Annotated in this window: 16 protein-coding genes; 5 read left to right on the plus strand and 11 right to left on the minus strand. The window is 63.4% G+C overall.

Translation table 11 applies throughout. The features are described 5' to 3' along the window. Positions 1-157: 157 nt before the first annotated feature. Complete coding sequence (locus tag IEY87_RS31010) at positions 158-2,455, plus strand: S8 family peptidase (RefSeq protein ID WP_189142371.1); 2,298 nt, start codon at positions 158-160, stop codon at positions 2,453-2,455. Between the two features lie 62 nt (positions 2,456-2,517). Here IEY87_RS31010 and IEY87_RS31015 read toward each other — a convergent pair whose 3' ends face one another. The 5 genes from IEY87_RS31015 to IEY87_RS31030 form a co-directional block, all read right to left on the minus strand. Continuing rightward, positions 2,518-5,301 carry an ATP-dependent helicase gene (locus IEY87_RS31015; RefSeq protein WP_189142372.1) on the minus strand — a complete coding sequence of 928 codons (2,784 nt, stop codon included), beginning with the start codon at positions 5,299-5,301 and terminating at the stop codon, positions 2,518-2,520. A gap of 102 nt (positions 5,302-5,403) precedes the next feature. Further along, positions 5,404-6,546 (minus strand): hypothetical protein, encoded by a 1,143-nt coding sequence (locus IEY87_RS46080; protein WP_225277803.1) that lies wholly within the window; start codon positions 6,544-6,546, stop codon positions 5,404-5,406. A 123-nt stretch (positions 6,547-6,669) separates the two neighbouring features. Beyond that, entirely contained in the window at positions 6,670-8,073 is a 1,404-nt protein-coding gene (locus tag IEY87_RS46085) for a site-specific DNA-methyltransferase (RefSeq protein WP_225277804.1), read from the minus strand. Between the two features lie 4 nt (positions 8,074-8,077). Beyond that, positions 8,078-11,179, minus strand: coding sequence for a BPTD_3080 family restriction endonuclease (locus IEY87_RS31025; RefSeq protein ID WP_189142373.1), 3,102 nt, complete (start codon positions 11,177-11,179; stop codon positions 8,078-8,080). 1,027 nt (positions 11,180-12,206) lie between these two features. After that, entirely contained in the window at positions 12,207-12,470 is a 264-nt protein-coding gene (locus IEY87_RS31030; RefSeq protein ID WP_189142374.1) for a GntR family transcriptional regulator, read from the minus strand. Between the two features lie 95 nt (positions 12,471-12,565). Here IEY87_RS31030 and IEY87_RS31035 point away from each other — a divergent pair, with 95 nt between their 5' ends. Both IEY87_RS31035 and IEY87_RS31040 read left to right on the plus strand, forming a co-directional pair. Continuing rightward, positions 12,566-12,784, plus strand: a complete 219-nt coding sequence (locus tag IEY87_RS31035) for a hypothetical protein (protein WP_189142375.1) — start codon at positions 12,566-12,568, stop codon at positions 12,782-12,784. 38 nt (positions 12,785-12,822) lie between these two features. Further along, the gene (locus tag IEY87_RS31040; RefSeq protein ID WP_189142376.1) at positions 12,823-13,074 is read left to right on the plus strand and encodes a hypothetical protein; all 252 of its coding nucleotides are present in this window, start codon (positions 12,823-12,825) and stop codon (positions 13,072-13,074) included. A gap of 54 nt (positions 13,075-13,128) precedes the next feature. Here the strand turns inward: IEY87_RS31040 and IEY87_RS46090 are convergent, their stop codons facing one another. Both IEY87_RS46090 and IEY87_RS31050 read right to left on the minus strand, forming a co-directional pair. After that, on the minus strand, positions 13,129-14,283 hold the full coding sequence (locus IEY87_RS46090) for an HNH endonuclease (RefSeq protein ID WP_225277805.1): 1,155 nt from the start codon (positions 14,281-14,283) through the stop codon (positions 13,129-13,131). 183 nt (positions 14,284-14,466) lie between these two features. Beyond that, positions 14,467-14,733 carry a GntR family transcriptional regulator gene (locus IEY87_RS31050; RefSeq protein ID WP_189142377.1) on the minus strand — a complete coding sequence of 89 codons (267 nt, stop codon included), beginning with the start codon at positions 14,731-14,733 and terminating at the stop codon, positions 14,467-14,469. Between the two features lie 95 nt (positions 14,734-14,828). On the opposite strand from IEY87_RS31050, the gene IEY87_RS31055 reads away from it, so the two are divergent. Beyond that, positions 14,829-15,047, plus strand: a complete 219-nt coding sequence (locus tag IEY87_RS31055; RefSeq protein ID WP_189142378.1) for a hypothetical protein — start codon at positions 14,829-14,831, stop codon at positions 15,045-15,047. Between the two features lie 38 nt (positions 15,048-15,085). Beyond that, positions 15,086-15,337: a hypothetical protein gene (locus tag IEY87_RS31060; protein WP_225277806.1), complete on the plus strand. Its 252-nt coding sequence runs from the start codon at positions 15,086-15,088 to the stop codon at positions 15,335-15,337. Between the two features lie 7 nt (positions 15,338-15,344). Here IEY87_RS31060 and IEY87_RS31065 read toward each other — a convergent pair whose 3' ends face one another. From IEY87_RS31065 to IEY87_RS31080, 4 genes are all read right to left on the minus strand, one after another. Beyond that, complete coding sequence (locus IEY87_RS31065) at positions 15,345-16,292, minus strand: sugar kinase (protein WP_189142380.1); 948 nt, start codon at positions 16,290-16,292, stop codon at positions 15,345-15,347. Next, positions 16,289-16,927, minus strand: coding sequence for a bifunctional 4-hydroxy-2-oxoglutarate aldolase/2-dehydro-3-deoxy-phosphogluconate aldolase (locus tag IEY87_RS31070; RefSeq protein ID WP_225277807.1), 639 nt, complete (start codon positions 16,925-16,927; stop codon positions 16,289-16,291). The genes IEY87_RS31065 and IEY87_RS31070 overlap by 4 nt, the downstream gene beginning before the upstream one ends. Before the next feature lie 156 nt (positions 16,928-17,083). Beyond that, on the minus strand, positions 17,084-17,791 hold the full coding sequence (locus tag IEY87_RS31075) for an SDR family oxidoreductase (RefSeq protein WP_189142381.1): 708 nt from the start codon (positions 17,789-17,791) through the stop codon (positions 17,084-17,086). Between the two features lie 158 nt (positions 17,792-17,949). Beyond that, the gene (locus IEY87_RS31080; RefSeq protein ID WP_225277808.1) at positions 17,950-18,396 is read right to left on the minus strand and encodes a lamin tail domain-containing protein; all 447 of its coding nucleotides are present in this window, start codon (positions 18,394-18,396) and stop codon (positions 17,950-17,952) included. Positions 18,397-18,463: the final 67 nt, after the last annotated feature.

Here is an 18,463-nt window from a genome sequence, read left to right on the forward strand (position 1 = left end):
GTACAGGGGGCGTCCTGCACCAATGGGCGGGGGCATTCGGGAGATCAGCAATCCGAGAACGCATGCCTCCAGACTGATTTCAGAGCTAAACCTGGCTGAATCGGCAGCGAGCAGGGCTCGGGCCTTGGTACCGCAGACCGTGCGGGGTGACGGCTTCGTGCTAACTGTTGCTTGTTGGTCCGCTGACCATCACCTGGCGCTCAAGTCGCTCGACGCTCATGGCGCCAAGCTGCTCTCAGTTCTGCCCAAGAGTGAGGAACTTCCCGAGCGGGCGCTGGTCTGGCTGCCGTTCACGGTTGTACCGAAATTCGTAGACCTATTCGAGAAGTTCGCCATTGAGCTAACTTCGGGAGGTAAGCCGAAGAATGCCGCGCTCGTAGCCAACATCGACGAACTGCGGTTGTCGGTGCTCCATGAGTTGTGGCAGGAGGGCGAATCCTTCCCTGATCCTGCGGAACCTCGGTGGTGGGAGATCTGGCTCGTCCAGCTCACGAAAAATCATGATCCTATTCGGGAGTTCCATCGTGTGGCCGAGCACCTGCGCTGGCAGGTTTCCGAGGCGGCTCTCGCGTTTCCGTATCGCGTCGTTACGCTGGTTCGTACAAGCGCTCAGGAGCTCGGGACGCTACTCACCACTAACGCCATTCCCGGTGAACTACGCAAACCGGGGTTCACCGAGGAGCTTTTCGGACTAGAGCGCACGTTTCAGGCGGACCTAATCAACGATCTGGTGAGCCGTACGACTGCAGCCGAGCCCGAAGCTCCAGCTGTTTGCGTGCTGGACTGTGGCGTCCAGGCTGAGCATCCGCTGCTTAAGGCATCATTTGACAACGGTTACACCGCCATCGAAGGGACCACGTCCGCGCCCGCACCCACTGCCACACATGGCACAGAAATGGCCGGACTGGCTCTTTATGGTGATCTTGAGCAACTTCTCAATGGGTCTAGTCCAATTAGGCTTGAGCACCGGCTCGAATCCGTGAAGATCCTTCGTGGACATCACGATAGTGAGACCCAGCCCGATCTCTATGGCAAGCTGATGGTCGACGCGGCAGCACGAGTAGAAATTGGGCAGGATCGTGCCCGGGTTTACTCAATGGCTGTGACCTCTGGCGACCTCAGGGGAGTCGATGGACGACCGACATCGTGGTCGGCGGCGATTGATGCACTCGCGGTCGGCACTGATGTGTTACCCGGTCCAAGGGGACTCGGACTGCTGGGCCAGCCAGATCATGAGGCTGCACGGCTGTTTTTCATTAGCGCAGGTAACGTCACAGCCGAGGACTGGGATCCTGATCATCTCGTTATCAGCGACACCCGCCAGGTCAATGACCCCGCCCAGGCATGGAACGTTCTCACAGTAGGGGCTTACACCGAGCGCGTGGATCCCCCTGTGGACGCCGCCTACGCTGGGTATCGAGCAATCGCACCTTCGGGCGAGCTGTCACCCTTCAGTCGTACATCCGTACCATGGGGGAAGGGTCGCCCGATTAAGCCGGACATTGTAATGGAGGGTGGGAATCTTCTCCTAGCGCCTTCGGGAGATTTTGATCACCATGAAGTTGTTGAGGTTCTTACGACAAGCGGTAGGCCGTACAGTCCTCTCACCACCGCGAATGCGACAAGTGCGGCAACGTCGCAGGCGGCACGACTGGGTGCTTTGGCGCTCAGCAAGTATCCAAGCCTCACCCCGCAGGCGATCCGTGGTCTTCTCGTCCATGCTGCGGAATGGACACCGGCGATGGCTGCCCACTTCCCGGCGCCTAAGGCTAATTCACCGAAAACCAAGCGGCATTCCTTGTTGAGGCGCTATGGGTGGGGGGTTCCGACTGAGCAGCGGGTGTTGGCGAGCGCTGCAGACGATGTAACCATGATCGTTGAGGACGAATTCAAGCCGTTCGGGCGATCATCAGGAACCCTTTCCATGCGAGCCATGCGTCTCCATAGCCTCCCATGGCCGGCGGACCTGCTTCAGGAGCTCGGAAACGTCCCAGTAAGGATGCGGGTGACGCTGTCGTACTTCATCGAGCCGAATCCGTCGAACCGGGGATGGCAGGGTAAGTACGCCTATGCCTCGCACGGTCTTCGCTTCGATGTCATCCGACCAACGGAGAACCTGGCCGGGTTCCAGAAGCGGCTTGGCAATGAGGCAGAGGACGAGGAGCGTGGGGTGCGAGCCACATCGTCTACAGATGATCGGTGGTTCCTCGGACAGGCGCGAAATTCTGGATCTCTCCACGCCGATCTTTGGAACGGCCACGCGATTGATCTCGCTCGTTGCGGAGTGATCGCTGTCTACCCTGTTGGAGGATGGTGGAAGCAGAACAACCGCCGAGATCGAGTCAATGTTCCCGTCCGATACACCTTGCTGGTGTCCCTATTCACCAACGTCGCTGCAGATATCTACACGCCAATCGCCAACAAGATTCAGATACCCGTTCAAATTGAGACGTAGGGGGACGGCTCTGGGGCGATGACGGCGCACCAGAGCCATGTAGCAGCGTCACAGGTTGTTCATCATGTCGAGTCTCTGCACAGTCCGGCGAGATCGCAGCGGGCACAGGTGTCGCACCAGGAAGACTTGCGTGGCAATTGGTTGTCCCTCAATGCGTCACCAGCGTCCCGGATCTTCCCGTGAATACCCAGCAGGAGCTCCTCATTGATGACTTCGCGTGAGCTGGAGGTGCTGTCGTCCAGGTTGAGCACTTCGACCAGGTCGGCGTTGGTACCGCTGAGCTCTTTGTAGCCAGCTGCATATACGTGCAACTGGTCGCGGGAGATGTCGTCGGTCTGCGCGCGCTGGGTGGATTTGAAGTCCACGATTGAGGTTTCGTTGGTGTCCAAGCGTCGGATCAGGTCGATACGACCGTTCACGGTCACCCCGGGGGCGACGTGGACCCGGATCGGCTGCTCGGAGTGGAGTGTGTTGTGCAGGCGCTCGCCGTTCTCCCGCAGGTAACGGCGGATGGCGCTGTGCGCGGCGGTGCGCAGTTGCTTGAACAGCTCCGTGCCGGCGAAGGGCGCGTTGAGGTGCCGGTCGACCAGCTCGTCGACCTCGGAGGCGTCGATGATGTCGCCGTCGATGGCGCGCTTGTGGATTTCGGCCAGCACGTCGTGCAGTGACTTGCCATAGCCGAGCTCTTCGGCGATCGGCTGGTCGAAGCCGTACAGGAAGCGCAGCTTGAACTGGTAGGGGCACTCGAACAGGTACTTGAGCTCGCTGAAGCTGAGCGTGACTTCGGGAGTATCGTGCCGGGCCCGCGGCTCCAGCCGTCTGGCGGGCAGCGAGGCTTCGGCGGTGAGCATGTACGGGTTGCGGGTTGTGAAGGTGAAGAAGTCCGACTGCTTTTGGTATAGCCGCGACTCGCCTGGGGAGAAGGTGACGGCCAGGTACTTCTGGGCCCGAGTGACCGCGACGTAGAACAGGCGGACCTCGTCGGCTTCGGTCCCTTTGTAGCGGTCAGCGTCGTCGACGGCCTCGGGCGGGATGACGTGGAAGGCACTCAGCCCGCCGTGCCGCTTGCCGGGGAACCGGTTCTTGCGTATGGCAGGGACGAAGACGGCCGGCCACTGCATGCCCTTGGCCTGGTGAACCGTTGAGATGACCACGGCGTCGGGGGTTGCGTAACCGAAGTCGGCGTCGCTCTCGGCGTAGTAGTCGGGTGCTTGGTAGGTCAGGAACTGTACGAACCTGTCGTACAGGTCGGACAGGTTGCTCTTGTAGTTGATCTGCTCGAACGCGGTGATGACCTTGCTGAACTTTCCGAGGTTGTAGAAGGCGAGCTCGCCGAGGGTCCGCTCACCGGGGACCCGTTCCTCCCGGACCCGGACGGCGGTCAGGAAGTCGGCGTAGATCTGCTGCAGGGTGAAGGTGATACGCCGGTGATGCTTTAGGTCGAGTGTTCTGGCCCGTTGCAGGATCGCTATTCCCTCGTCCAGGTCGGAGTCGTCCAGCCCGAGGCCGGCCGCATGCCACGTGTCCCGCACGTCCTGCTCGGTCACCGGCGTCGGGTTCTGTCCGCCGGTCTGGCCGATGAGGAACTCGTACAGCTTGACGCACGCCTGCACTTCGGGGGCCTCGAACAGACGGGTCAGACCCTTGATGACGTACGGCACGCCGCGCTGCTTGAACTCCTCCACCAATGGCCCGGCGTCCTTGCTCACGCTGCGGAACAGCACCGCGAAGTCCGACCAGGACAGGCCGCGAGGCTCGATGCCGTCGGTGTCCTGGAACGGCAGGCCGCGCATCTTCTCGATCCGGTCACAGATCCACCGGGCCTCGGCCGCCGCGTCGTCGAAGGCCAGTGCCAGCAGGTCACCTCGATCGAACTGCTGGTGCCCGGCTGCGACCATCTTCTTTGGCAGTCTCTGGTCGGCGTTCATCTCCGCAATGGATTGGCCGAGGGAGACCACGCCGATGCTAGAGCGGAAGTTCTCGCCCAGCGTGACGGTCTGAACGCCCTCGTATCGGCTGGCGAAGCTGAGGATCCCCGAGACGGCGCTGCCACGCCACTGGTAGATCGTCTGGTCGTCGTCGCCGACCACGCACAGGTTGGCCCCCCAACGAGTCAGCCCGCGAATCAGCCTTTCCTGGACAGGGTTGGTGTCCTGGTACTCGTCCACCACCAGATAGCGCACGTTGTCGCGGACGTGCCGAACCAGCGTGCCCGCGAGTGGGTCGTCCGGGTCGTACTCCAGCAGGTCGACGATCGTCTTGAGCTGGTCGGTGAAGTCGAAGTAGTTGTGCTCGAACAGCAGGTCGCGATAAGCAGACAGGTTGTCCATGAGCCCCTCCCGCAGGAGCTCCAGGTCGACGGTGTCTTCCCGCAGGATGTTGAGGACTTGCATATAGAGCCGGGAGTCCCGGTAGCGCTTCAGGGGCTTGTCCTGCCCCTGGACGCGAGCCTTGGTCTTGGTCAGCCCGCTCTTGCTGCTGTTACGGTCGATGAACAACCGAGTCTGGACCTCATCCAGCACGCTGAACTTGAACGTCTCCGGAACGTGCTGCTGCAGCGCATCCAGCGCGTAGGCGTGCATGGTTCCGATGAACATCTCCGCGAGCCCTGTCAGCTCGCCGAGCTCCTTCTCTACCAGCAGGCCGACCCGCTCTTGGAGTTCGGCCGCAGCTTTGTTGGTGAAGGTGAACGCCACCACGTTGCGGGGGTGGACCTCTGGCCGGCGGAGGATCTCGGTGATCCGCTGGGAGATGACCTGCGTCTTACCTGACCCTGCGCAGGCCACGATCAGCAGCGGGTCGTCGACGGTGGCGATCGCGCTCCGCTGAGCGTCGGTGTACTTCATGGCGCAGATGATGCCAACCCCCACTGACAATTTGTGAATTAGCACACACTTTCGGTAACCGGTTTGCCTCCTCATGCAGAGAGGCAAACCGGTCCCGGGGGGTCAGACGTCGTAGACCTGCAGAACTTCATCGCCGTAGTGGTTGATCACCTTCACTGCGATCTTCCCGCTGTCCGGAGTCCGGAATGGCTGCGAGCGGGTCGTGTAGAGCTGCTCCCAGGCCGCCTCGTCGATGTCTGCCTTGAGCGCCTTCTTCAACCGCTCGTACGGCTTCTGCCCACCAGTGAAGTAACAGTGGCGAACGAAGAACGACTCGCCGTCGTAGTCGGTGTCGATCATCCAGAGAGCAACCTCGTTAGTGCCACTCGACCGGATCTCGCCCCGGGTGGGGTCGTACACGTCGATTCCGCGCACCTCCACGACCACGCCCTCATCGGTGTGTTCGATCGCGATATCCGGCTCGCCGAAGACCATGAACAGGTTGCCGGTGTTGGTCTTCTTCAGCACATCCGCCATGACCAAGTCGGAGTTCATCCGTACTAGCAGCACTGGAAGCTTGCCGAGCTTGCGCTCCTCCTGGACCGAGGCGAAGTCCTCCGCGTTCGGCTTGAACTCCTCGGTGGTTTTGACCGCTTGCGGGTCGAACGCGAACGCACACACGATCAGCAGGTCGAATCCCAGCCCTTTGAGCGCCTCACGGGCCGCGCGCCGAATCCACTCCGGGTCCACAGTTCCGTACTGGGGGCCGATACTCACCGCGATCCGCCGGGGTGTGTCATCCTTGCTCGCCTGCTGAATACCGTCGGCGTTGATCAACTCGCCGGCGAACGGAGTCAGGGACTCGAACTCCAACCGTTCGTTCTTCCGGCCGTTCTGCACACCAGCCTTGGCAAGGTTGTCCAGGATCGACTGCTCGAAGCTGGATGCGTCTGCCTCAGTCGCGGCCTGCTCGGTACGCGTCTGTACGGTGGTCGCGATGGTCTTGTGCGGTGCGAGGGACTCCACAGTGAAGGGGCCCGCGACGCGGATTTTCTTCTTGTCCTCGTATGGCTGGTCGTACAGTGGCTCCTGCTCAGCATGACGAGAGATGACCGCGTCAATCTGTTCCCGGCTCATCCCCTCGACGATCTCCGGGTTGTTGGCGATGGCTCCAAGGGTCACCCGAGGCACGCGTTTGTAGATGAACCCCTTACGGATATCGCCTATGTGGGATCCGCCAGATATTAGCTGTCCGGTCAGCTCCATTTCCTTTTTCCGTCCCTCGCGAGAATCCGAGAGAAGGTAATAGGGAAATTGCAACGTCATGATCCGCTGACGAGCGAGGGCCAAAGCGACACGGGAGGTGTCGATCGTGATCCAGCGACGCCCTCACTGTTCTGCGCTTACCGCTGTCGTTCCTGATCCACAGGTGGGGTCCAGAACGAGATCGCCGGGATCGGTCGCCATCAGCAGACAGCGCTGGACGAGCGTGGTCGAGCTTTGGACAACATAAACCTTGGGGTCCGAACGACTCTGCACCGCACCGCTGATATCAGCCCACAAGTTGCTGATCTGCTTGACGGAGAAGTCGGAAAGGAGTCGCCGGTAGTTCAGCGATCTCTTGGTGGCTTCCAAGCGGTCAGCGATTTCCAGCCGCCGCAGCCCCGGGACGGTTGTCTTCCAGTGAGATTTCTGGCCAGGATGAAACGTCCGTCCCTCGAACTCGAAGTCGACCGTGGAGTCGGGACGGAACTCATCGCTGGTCAAGTTGTCGAGCCGGTACCGTACTGCGCCTGTCGGGAGTGTGGACGGATCGACCCTCTCCTCTGGGCGGATTCGTCGCGCTGTTCCATCTGACAGCAGTACTTGGTCATAGCGGTCGGCGCCCTCTGACTCGGTCACCTTCGAGACGTAGAGCTGTCGATACTTGGTCTGCTTGGCGTCCTTCCCGTACCAAAGGATGAAGTCCACCGTTGCTGCAAGATAGGTAGCATCGACGCCTGTGGTCTTCCGCACTGTAATCAGGGAGATAAAATTCTCGCTGCCGAAAATCTCATCCAGCAGTGCTCGGATGAGATGAACATTCTCATCGCCGATCTGAATGAAGATAGTGCCGGAATCGGTGAGCAGGTCACGAGAAATGATCAGGCGGTCACGTAGATAGCTCAGGTAGGAGTGGATACCCAACTGCCATGTATCACGGAAGGCCTTGATCTGTTCGGCCTCCCGGGTGACATCCTCAATCTTTCCATCTTTGACATTTCGCTTACCGACGAATGGCTGAAAATTGGAGCCGAACTTGATGCCATACGGTGGGTCAATATAAATCATCTGGACTTTGCCGCGAAGGTTCTCCTTCTCCGCGAGGGAGGCCATAACCTGGAGCGAGTCGCCGAGGATCATCCGGTTGGACCAGTTGGCCTGGTGCTGGTAATACTCGATCGCCTCGAAGCCGTCCAGGCCGTCGAAGGTATCGAAGAGGGTGAGCTCCGGCTCGTCCTCGGGCCGCTCGGCCGTACGGCGGAGGTTTTCGATGAGGACGCGTGGGTCGATCTTCTCCTGGATGTAGATGGGCGGAGCATCCACCACCAGATCACCGGAGTCCTGTGCATCCTTACCGTTCCAGACCAGTTGCGGGTCCAGTTCGGGGTTGCGAGGGTAGCGCAGCTTGGCGATTCCTGCGGCTTGTTCGTCGAGCAGGTCGTGAGAGTCGGCGGTTGGGATGTTCGTCCGCTTGTCCTCGTGCTTGAACGACTCGATGACGGTCGGCCCGGAGGTCTGCTTCGGCGGCATCCCGCTACTTCCCTTCACTGGCAAGGATCATTGTGGTCGTGGGGTCGAGGTCCCAAGCGGGGCCGACCTGGGCGCTGGTCCCGCGTCCGCCGTACAGCGCCTGGATCGCCTGCTCCAGCCCGGCGCGGAACTTGTCGGGGTCTTTCAACTCGCAGTAGCTCCAGCGGCCAAAGCCGCCGTGGTTGTTGACGGCGGGGACCCAACGGTCACGCGCGGTTACCGCCTTCTCGTGGGTGGAGTCGGCGGGCTTGTGGCTGCCTGAGACCTCCACGATCAGCGTGTGGGTCAGGTCGTCGTCCGGGGTAAGCGGCGCCAGTCGCACCAGGAAGTCGGGGATGTACTGGCGAGTCTGGCCGCCGATGGAGTAGGGGATGGTGAAGCCTAGGTGGTCGTTTTTGACGTAGGCGGCGACCTGGGGCATGGACTCCAGGATCTGGGCGACCTTCTGCTCCCACGTGTTGCCGTCCACCCCATCGAGCACGACAAAGTTGACGTGGCTCTTCTCCTCAGCCGTTGGGAAGACCTGCTTGGTAGTGGAGAAGTTCACCTCAGCGGTGGAGCCGACATGATCGAACGGGCGGAAGATCGGCAGGGCCTTCGGCTGCCGATTGCCCTTGGTAGTCAGGATCGAATCCTTGATCCGTCGGGCGGCGCGGTCGCCGTGTTGAGCGATCAGGAGCAGACCAACGAAGGTGTGGGGGTCGTAGTCGACGCATTCGGCCAGCCACTGCTTGGAGATCTGCAGGATCTGCGGGAAGAGCCATGGTTTGCGATCGTCGGGGTCGGTGAGATAGCTCTCCATGACCCGCTTGGCGAGCTGGAAGGCGACCTCCTGCTCGCGGCTCTCCTGGAGTCCTTCGAGGATGTCCATGCCGATGTCGCCGACCACGCCCGAGACCGTGGTCTGGGTGGGGATCATATCCGTAGTGATCCGCAGGCGGCTCTCCTCGTCGAAGTCCGGGATCAGCTCCTCGTCAGGCAGCTCGATCCGGTAACCGACGAGTCTAGGAAAGGTGATCTCAGCTTGTTCCCTGCCAGGAATCGCGCGCACGTGTCGAGTGACCCGTAGCTTGGGGTCGACGACCTTCCCGCTCGTTGGCATGAACTGGAACGGCACGCCATACACGTCGGCGTACTCGGGGGTGAAGAAATCGTTCTCGTCGACCGCGTAGGAGCGGCGGCGCAGGCCCCGTCCGACGACCTGCTCGCACAGGAGCTGGGTGCCAAAGGCGCGCACCCCGAGAATGTGGGTGACGGTGTTGGCATCCCAACCCTCGGTCAGCATGGAGACACTGACCACGCAGCGGACATGCTCGCCGAGCTTGTCCTTCTTGCCGACGGTGTTCATCACCTCGCGCAGGATTTGCGTGTCGTTCACGTCGTCAGCGGACCGGCCGGGGAAACGTTGGGCATACTCCTGCTTAAACTTCTCGATCTCATGCCCGAGCGCCTTGCGGAACTCCGCAGTCAACTCACCCTTCTCGAACTGCTCGGAGTCGACCAGGATCGTCGGCGGTCGGTGCAGCCACTGGCCGTTATCGTCCACATTGGAGAACAGCGGCAGCCTGCCGCGGACCGCAACGATCGTCTCCCCGTTGACGGGTTTGTCCCAGCCGCCGATCCAGTCATAGACCATCTTGGAGACCGTGGTGTTGTTGCACACCACGATGAAGACCGGTGGCGGGTCGCCCTGTTTGGCACCCTCGGAGTCCTGCCATGCCTGGAAGGACTTCTTGTAGGAGTCGTAAAGGCTGTACAGGGCGCCTTCGAGAGCGGGCGGCAGATACTCGGGTGAGACGGTCTGATCTTTGCGGCCCTTCTTGGGCAGCTGGTCTCGGATGTTCTGCCACAACTGGAGGTAGGTCACGTCGACCGAGGTGCTGTTGTCATCAACGGGAACCCGGGGGATCTTAACGATGCCCGACTCGATTGCCTCGACGAGGGAGAAGTCGCTGGCCACCCACGGGAAGAGAGTGCCCTCCTTGTAGCCGGAGCCGGACAGGAAGAACGGGGTGGCCGACAGATCATAGACAGCCTTGACGCCGAGCTTGGCCTTGATCGCCTGCAAGCCGCGGAACCATACGCGTGCCTCGTCGTTACGGCCCTCGGCTTCCTTCTTGCCCTCGCCGGTCAGGCCTGCGTCGGCACCTTCCTCCGGGTCGTCGATCCGGTCCCGATAGCAATGGTGGGCCTCGTCGTTGAGGACGACGATCTCGGACTTGGCGCTACCCAGCTCCCGGCAGACCCGGGCTACCATCTGCCCAACGGTCTCCAGGAACGGACTCTGCGCTCCAGACTTGCCGGCCAGCAACTCCTTGGTGGTCTTGGCCACCCCCTGGCCCAGCTTGGTCTCCCGGCGTTGGAACGCGTGATAATTCGTGATGACGATCTTGGCTTGGGTGAGCGACCCGTACAGGTCGACCGGGACCAGATCGCGCATCCGATAATAGTTGCCCTCGTCCGCTGGCAGTAGGACACGGAGCCGGTCACGGATGGTCAAGCCCGGCGCGACGACCAGGAAGCGCTTGGCGAACCGTCTGTCCTGTGGATTGGCGACCTTGTTGAGGGTATGCCAGGCGATCAGCATGGCCATCACGATCGTCTTGCCTGAGCCGGTGGCCATCTTCAGCGCGACTCGGGAGAGTCCATCGTTGTAGGTGGCATTGATCTCGGCAAGAGCGTTGTGGATCGAGGGATCGCCCTGCCTGTGCGCGGCCTCGGCGAGGTAGATCGCGGTCTCAGCAGCCTCACGTTGACAGAACAAAATTCTGTTTTCCCTGGTGGGATCGCTCCAATACTCCAGGAGGCGGCGTGAGGTTGGGGTGACGTCCGGGTAGCCGCGCATGCGCCATGCGTCGACCTTGCGCCGGATCGCGTTGATGAAGTGGTTCTGCTCGATCTGGTCGCCGGTCAGCCCGAGCTCGGGGAGATCCAGTTCAAACTGGGCATTGCCCTTCTGGGCCTTGGGGACCGGGATGAAGAAAGAACTCGGACGCCGGCCTTCCTTGACGTCACCGGGGACCCCGTGGCTGTCGAACTCGAAGTATCTGCTCGGCGGAAGGTAGGGCGAGTTGATGATCGGGTTCTCGATGACACGGTCCGTCACTCGCTGCCTCCAAAGCCGGGTTTCTCCGGCAAAGTTTAGTAAGGGCCTTCGATAAATGCGCGAGGAAGGCCCGAATCGTGATCTCTTGCTGGGCCGTTATGGGGAGACTTGGACGGGGCCGCCCTGCTGCTGTACAGACCGTGCGGCGCAAGAAGTGGAGTGGCGATCACCAAGCCCTTCCAACGTGCTGACAAGCAGTCTCGAGGAGTGAGGGGGAGGCAGGTCTATCCCGCGTATATCCCGTGGCAGCGCCAAGCCATCTTTCCGGTGGGCCGGGGCCGGGGAGGGGAGGGGAACGAAGCCCGGACCTTCGATCGCCCTCAACCCGTACGATGACTGGCCACAGCCAGGCGATCGGGAGAGCGCTACCGGATGATAGAGGATTAGGTACCCAAGCGTTTGATAAGCTGCCGAATCTTTCGCGCAGACACGCCGGATGACCTAGCAATCCTGATGAGCTGCTGGCGCCTTTTCTCGTCAGCGTCAGTCCAGCGGTCCTTGGTCTTCTTCTGGACATCCCGCTTGCCAGCGCCCGACTTCAGAGCGCTGGAGGATCCTACCTGAGCATGAACGACCCGCTGTCCCATTTGTCTTCCTGTCTACGGGGGTGCTCTTGTAGCTGACAAGAATCATGCGCGATCAGGTGCATTGCCACAAGGGAGGCATGCTCGGGCGGTTCCTTTGGAGATGCCGAGGCGACGGCCTGGCGGGGCTCTCTTGAGATCGGGATGCCCCGGCCGTTACTGGCCTGTGGTGATCCTTCGCCGGGTCTTACTGGCTGCGGCCTCCACGGCCGCCGGCTCGTTGTATGTACGGCGCACCTCCAACGACAACACGATCATTGCAGCCCGTGGTTGCCGTCGCGCGATGCGCAGGCACTGTGGCAGCGGATCTTGCGTAGTCAGGCTGGTAGCTCGCACAACGTGCCTGCGCGCTGCGGAAGGTGTCGACAATCTGCCGGGCCGCTTCGCCGGTCGATACCTGGTCGGTGTGCAGTCGACGTTCACAAGAGGTCATGTCGGCTGGGTTAGTCGCTGGCCGGCCTGTCGAGGGCGCTGGGTTCGGTGCGTTGGCCGACGAAGCTGCCCAGGTTGGGGATCGTATAGATGAGCTTTTCGTCGCGGAGGCGTTGCATGGCCTTGCGGAGGGTGCCTCGGGCTACGCCGAACTCCTGCATGAGCTGCACCTCCGACAGTAGGTGCTTGGGCGGGTAGGTGCCGTCGGTGATGCGCTGGCGGAGCGTGTCGGTGATCTGCTCCCACCGGAAGCGATCTGGCTCGAACTCAATCACTGTCTAACCATAGAAATACCTGTGCATACACCTCGTTGCAGCCCATGTCTTGGAATGGCATGGACAGGGCTGAACAGGATGGCTACTTTGGAGGCATGGTGATGCTTGGTTGCGACCTCGACGCGTTGCGCGTCATGTTCCCTGGCTGGTCGTTCTTCGTCAGTGACGAGGGTGTGTTCTACGCCACTCGGCGTGGTGCCCAGCTCAGTTACGCCGAGATAGCCGCAGGACTGCACCAGACGGTCAGCGGCGATGATCCCGCGACCATCGCGGCGGCGCTCCAGGACCAGGCGCGGATGGCGGTGATGGCGTGAGCTGCCCGCCCTCTCGTGGCGAGTACCGGGGACTCCACGTGGCTGCCGTCCAAGCCCGCGCCGAACTGGTCGAGTGGGAGCCCAGCCTTCCCCGTACGAACCGGGTGCGAGTCCGAAGGCACACATGCGTCTGCGAGAGCCCGATCTACGAGCTGTGCGCTGCAGCCGGCCTGGGATTCGTCCGGCGCATCATCGGTGATACCCCCACGAGTGCTGACGAGAGCGCCTGGCTGTCCTTCCGCGCCGCCGAAGACCTGTGGTGGCGGATCCTGAGAGGGAAGGCGCGGTGACGCGCAGTGCGCGATGGGATGCCGGCAAAGCTTCGAGTAACAGCATTCATGAGTTCAGTACAAGCTGCGGTGGTACGCCAGATGCTGCGGATCGATGTCGTGACCGGGAACGGTGCGTAAGGTGCCCCTCGGCTCGCCGGTGAGCCGGTTGATCACCGTTAGGTCGTCCTTGATGGTGATCGCGCCCTGGTCGAAGAGCACGTGGTCGTTGGGGCACAGGCAGAGGAGATTGCCTGCCACATCGTGGCCGTCATGCGGGCCGCCGAGCGGGCGGATATGCGCTCCCTCGGCGTACGGGCCGTTGGGGAGTAGCAGTCGGACTCCGCAGATCTGGCAGGTGTGATCGTGCAGGGTCTTGATCAGCAGTGAGAGCGCGCTGTCCCGGACGATCCTCATGGCCGTGGTCGGGCGGCGTTCCGGTGTACGGGCATCGTCGGGTGGTGGGAGCGGCTCATCGTTGATATCGCCCAGGCCGACGCGTATGAGCAGCGCGTTCTGATCCACGTCTTGGAAGTACGTGCTCAAGAGGCACGCGGTCGCTTGGGACCGTACTGCCTGGTCCTCCGTCAGCAGGTCGTACACCCACTCGCGTAGGCCGGAAATCGGCTGGTTTCGGCTCATCCACCCTAAAGGCGGGCTGCCGCTCGGGCGAGGCGGCTCTGGGTGGTCGGGCAGCGTCCATAACCCGAAGTGCGTGAGCTTCAAGACCGGGTATTCGGGGGTGGGTCGGTCGCCCTCCAGGCCGAACTCTCTGATGAGCGCACTGATTTCGGCCCGTGTGGCATTCCAGGGGATAAGACGTTCCGCTCGGTGGGCGGCGCGGCCGAGGGCCCACAGGAGGGTGAGCGGCTGGTGCCGCTTGGGGCGGCCGTTCGAGACGGCGGTGTCGAGATTTCTGATCTTTTCCAGGAATGCCTCGGCAGGCGGCGCATCTTGGCGCGAAGTAAGGAGAAATCCGAGGTGGCCGAGGACTTTGCCGACCGTCGCCGCCCCTCCAGAGAACTCCGAAGCGTGAAGGGGGCGCCCGCCGATCCCGCGGTGGGCCACGCCGGCGATCGCCTTGGAGTCGTACTGGCGCCCGTTGTGGAGGATGAAGTAGTCGCGCGCTTCTCGGTAGCCGTACCGCTCCAGGAAGGCATCGCGGCCCAGTTGGTCGTACTCCTCGATGGCCGTAAGGACCATCTCGCGATCGAGATCGGATAACGCCATTGGATCACGATATGTCGGGAGACCGACAGTCGTGCGGATGCTGCGTCTCCCTCTCGCCTCCGAGCGGTAGGAGAGCCCACGGCCACCGAGATGTCACGATCTTGCAGCCGCGTGTCGCGAGTTAACCCGTAGGGCTTTCTTGCAGGGACAGAGTCCGATTCGCCGTCCCCATTGGCAGGGGTGCTACTCCGTTGAGAGCTCGTCCTTGGGGGCGTCGGCGTCGTCGCGATGGCTGACGAAGCTGCCCATGTGCGGGACGGTGTAGATCAGGCCTTCTTCGCGTAGGGCGCGTACTGCCTTGCGGGCGGTGTCGCGGGCGATGCCGAACTCCTGGACGAGGGAGAGCTCGGAGACCAGGTGCTTGGGCGGGTAGGTGCCGGCTTGGATGCGCTGTCGAATGACGTCGGCGACCTGCTGCCATCTTGGCCTGTCGGGCTCGAACTCGAACATTCCTCAACGATAGAAAACGCTAGTTAAGGGTCAACGCTAGCCTACGTGGGTAGACAAGGGTAGACATAACCAAGGTTGCCTTCTACGCTCGTGACATGGCACAACTTGGCTATGACCTCGGCGCGTTGCGCGTCATGTTCCCCGGCTGGTCGTTCTTCGTCAGTGATGAGGGTGTGTTCTACGCGACCCGGCGTGGTGCCCGGCTCAGTTACGCCGAGATAGCCGGGGGACTGCACCAGACGGTCAGCGGCGACGACCCCGCGACCATCGCGGCGGTGCTCCAGGACCAAGCGGGTATGGCAGTGATGGCGTGAACTGCCCGCGCTCTCGTGGCGACTACCGAGGACTCCACGTGGCTGCCGCCCAAGCCCAGACCGAACTGGTCGAATGGGAACCCAGCCTCCCCCGTACAGACAGAGTGCGAGTCCGAGCGCACACCTGCGTCTGCCAGAGCCCGATCTACGAGCTGTGCGCGGCAGGCGGGCTGGGGTTTGTCCGCCGCAGCACCAGCGGATCCCTCACCGGCAGCGACGAGAGCGCCTGGCTGTCCGTCGCTGCCGCCGAAGACCTGTGGTGGCGGATCCTGAGTGGTCAAGCCCGGTGAACCCCGGTCAGCGCAGGGTGGAGCCCGGCAGGGAGTCGAGGAGGGCCAGTTCGCGCCGGGTGGGAAGACCTTCCCAGTCGCCGGACGAGGCGACGGCGAAGGCCCCGGTGGCGGTGGCCCGGTTGAGGCGGTCGGTGAGGTCGAGGTTGTCGAGCAGGCCCGACAGGTAGCCGGCGACGAAGGCGTCCCCGGCTCCGACGACGTCCGTGACACGTACCGGACGTGCGGGGTGGTGCACCGTTTCCTTAGCGGTGTACGCGCTGGCCCCGGCCGAGCCGCGCTTGACCACGACCTCCGCCACCCCCGCCGCGAGCAGCGCCGCCACCTGGTCCTCCTCAGTCGTGGCCGAGGCCGGAGCGAGGAGGTCGAGCTCGTCGTCGGAGGCGACAACCACCGTGAGGTACGGCACCAGCGGCCGGAGCGTCTGCGCCGCCTGCTCCCGTCCCCAGAGCCGGGAACGGTAGTTGACGTCGAGGCAGACCCGCGCCCCGCACTCCACCGCCGCCCGTACGGCCGCCGCAGGACCGGGTCCGAGAGCGGGTGTGATGCCGGTGACGTGCAGGATCTTGGGCAGTGGGTCGAGCGCGGGCAGGACGTCCTCAGGCCCGAGGAAGGAGGCGGCCGAGCCGGCCCGGTGGTAGATCACCCTGGTCAGGTCGCCGATCCGCTGTTCGAGGAGTATCAGCCCGGTGGGCCCACGAACGTCGGTACGGGCGTGGGCCACATCAACGCCTTCGGCCCTCAAGGTACGCAGGACGAGCTCCCCGGTCTCGTCATCGCCGACGAGCCCGGTCCAGCGGGACCGGTGACCGAGCCGGGCCAGGCCGATCGCGACGGTGGACTCGGCGCCCGCGGCCGAGAGCCGCATCGCGCCGCCGAGCCTGACCGGCCCGTCCGCTCGCAGGGCCGCCATCGTCTCCCCGAAGGTGGCGACGTCGATCCCCGGAGAGGTCACGGCAGGTCCTTGAAGGCTCGGATGCGGTCCTTGAGCGCGGCGAGGCTGCCGCCGTCGGCGGCGTCGCCCACCAGCGGCGAGCCCACGCCGACCGCGACCGCCCCGGCGCGCAGGTACGCGGTCGCCGCGTCGGCGCTGACCCCGCCGACCGGGACGAACGGGACGTGGGGGAACGGGTCGCGGAGCGCGCGCAGGTACTGCTCGCCGCCGTGGAAGGCGGGGAACAGCTTGATAGCGGTGGCCCCCGCGTTGAGCGCGGCGACGACCTCGGTGGGGGTGAACGCGCCCGCGAGCACGGGCAGCCGGCCGTACGACACGGCCTTGGTGACGGCGGGGGTGACCAGGTAGGAGGCCCCGGCTTCCTCCGCCGCGACGGCGTCGTCGGTGGTGAGGATGGTCCCCGCGCCGAGGGCCGCCGAGTCGCCGAGGGCCGCGCGGGCCTGCCGGATGACGTCCAGCGCGCCGGCGGTGACCAGCGACACCTCCACCAGGCCGATGCCCTCCTCGAACAGCGTGATCACCGTGCGGAGGGCGGCGTCCGCGTCCCGGCCGCGCACGATGGCGACCACGCGCCGCTCAGCCAGCATCTCCACAAAACGGGCGTCTCGCGCTTCGTCCGAGGGGCGTTCAGTCATCGTTCATCCGTTCCGCGGCCACTATCAGCCGCCACATCAGCTCACCAGAGGCCGGGATCACCGCCTCGTTCTACCAGGTCGAAGACCGCGCCCAGCATAGGCTCCACCCCGAAACCGCGGTACGGCGCCTCGGTGCTCCCCACCGGCGTCCCGTCGTCAGCTCGCCAGGGACTGGCCGTAGAACTCGAGCGGATCGCGGGACAGGGACGCCTTGACATGGGCGCTCCAGTCATCGACGACGACCTCCAGCTTGCCGGCCTCGACGCCGTCGAGTGCCGCGCGGACCACGTCGGCCGGGTCGGCCTTGGGGCCGTCGGCGCCGGCCGCCATGTCGGTGTCGGCCAGGCCCAGGTGTACGCCGGTCACCAGCGTCTTCTGCTTGGCGAGTTCGAGTCGTACGCCGTTGGTGAGGCTCCACGCGGCGGCCTTGGCGGTGCCGTAGGAGTTGGCGCCGTCGAAGGAGAACCACGACAGCGCGGAGAGCATGTTGACGATCGCGCCGCCGCCGTTGGCGCCGAGCACCGGGGCGAACGCCCGGATCATGCCGAGGGTGCCGTAGAAGTGGGTGTCCATCTCCAGCCGGATCTTGTCCAGGTCGCCGGTGACGAGGTTGGTGAAGGTCGAGATGCCGGCATTGTTGACCAGCAGGTCGACGTCGGTCGCGATCGCCGCCGCGGCGGCGATCGACGCCGGGTCGGTGATGTCGAGCCGCAGCGTCTCGACGCCGGGGATGTCGATGGACTCGGGGGTGCGCGCGGTCGCGTAGACCTTGCTCGCGCCCTGCTCCAGCAGCAGCCGGGCGAAGTGCCGCCCGATGCCGCGGTTGGCGCCGGTGACGAGCGCGACAGAACCGGAAATCTTCATCTTTTCTCCCTGGTAGGACCTGCCGCTACGCTAAATCCTGACATTGATGTCAGAGGCAAGTCCTGTGAGCAGCGTCACCCCGAACGTCGGCAGTCGGCACGTTCACGAAAAACCGGCCTCCGGCGAGTGCCGGGGGCCGGATGCGGGTGGGGTCGAGGTCAGCAGATCTTGTATTCGACCCGCGACGAGTTGTACGAACAGGAGTCCACCAGCTTGCCGGAGGCGTTGTGCAGGTAGCCGGTGTCCGAGGCCTGGTTCCAGATGTAGGCGAAGGTTCCGCCGCCGCTCCTGCCCCAGTAAAGGATGGTGGCGGTGTTCTTGCCCCTGCCGGTCCGTAAGGTGACCGTCTTCCCGGGCTTGAGGGTGAACGCGCCGAACGTGTAGACGTGGTCAGACCGGCGCGTCATGTCGCGCATGGTCCAGCCTCTGAGGCTGACGGCCTTCCTGGTCATGTTCTTGAGCTGTACGTACTCGCCGTTCAGGCTGCTGTTCTGGCCGTTGTCCGGCGAGCCGGGGGAGTTGTAGTAGATCTTGGTGATCTGGACGGCGGGGGCGGCCGCGTGGGCCGGCGGGGAGACGACGGCCATCGCGCCGGCGGCCAGCACGGCGGCTGTCAGGAGAGCTCGAATGCGCGTAGAAACTCCAGGATTGGAAGGCATAAGAAGAATTGAT

It is taken from the genome of Nonomuraea glycinis (assembly GCF_014646515.1).
Taxonomy (GTDB): domain Bacteria; phylum Actinomycetota; class Actinomycetes; order Streptosporangiales; family Streptosporangiaceae; genus Nonomuraea; species Nonomuraea glycinis.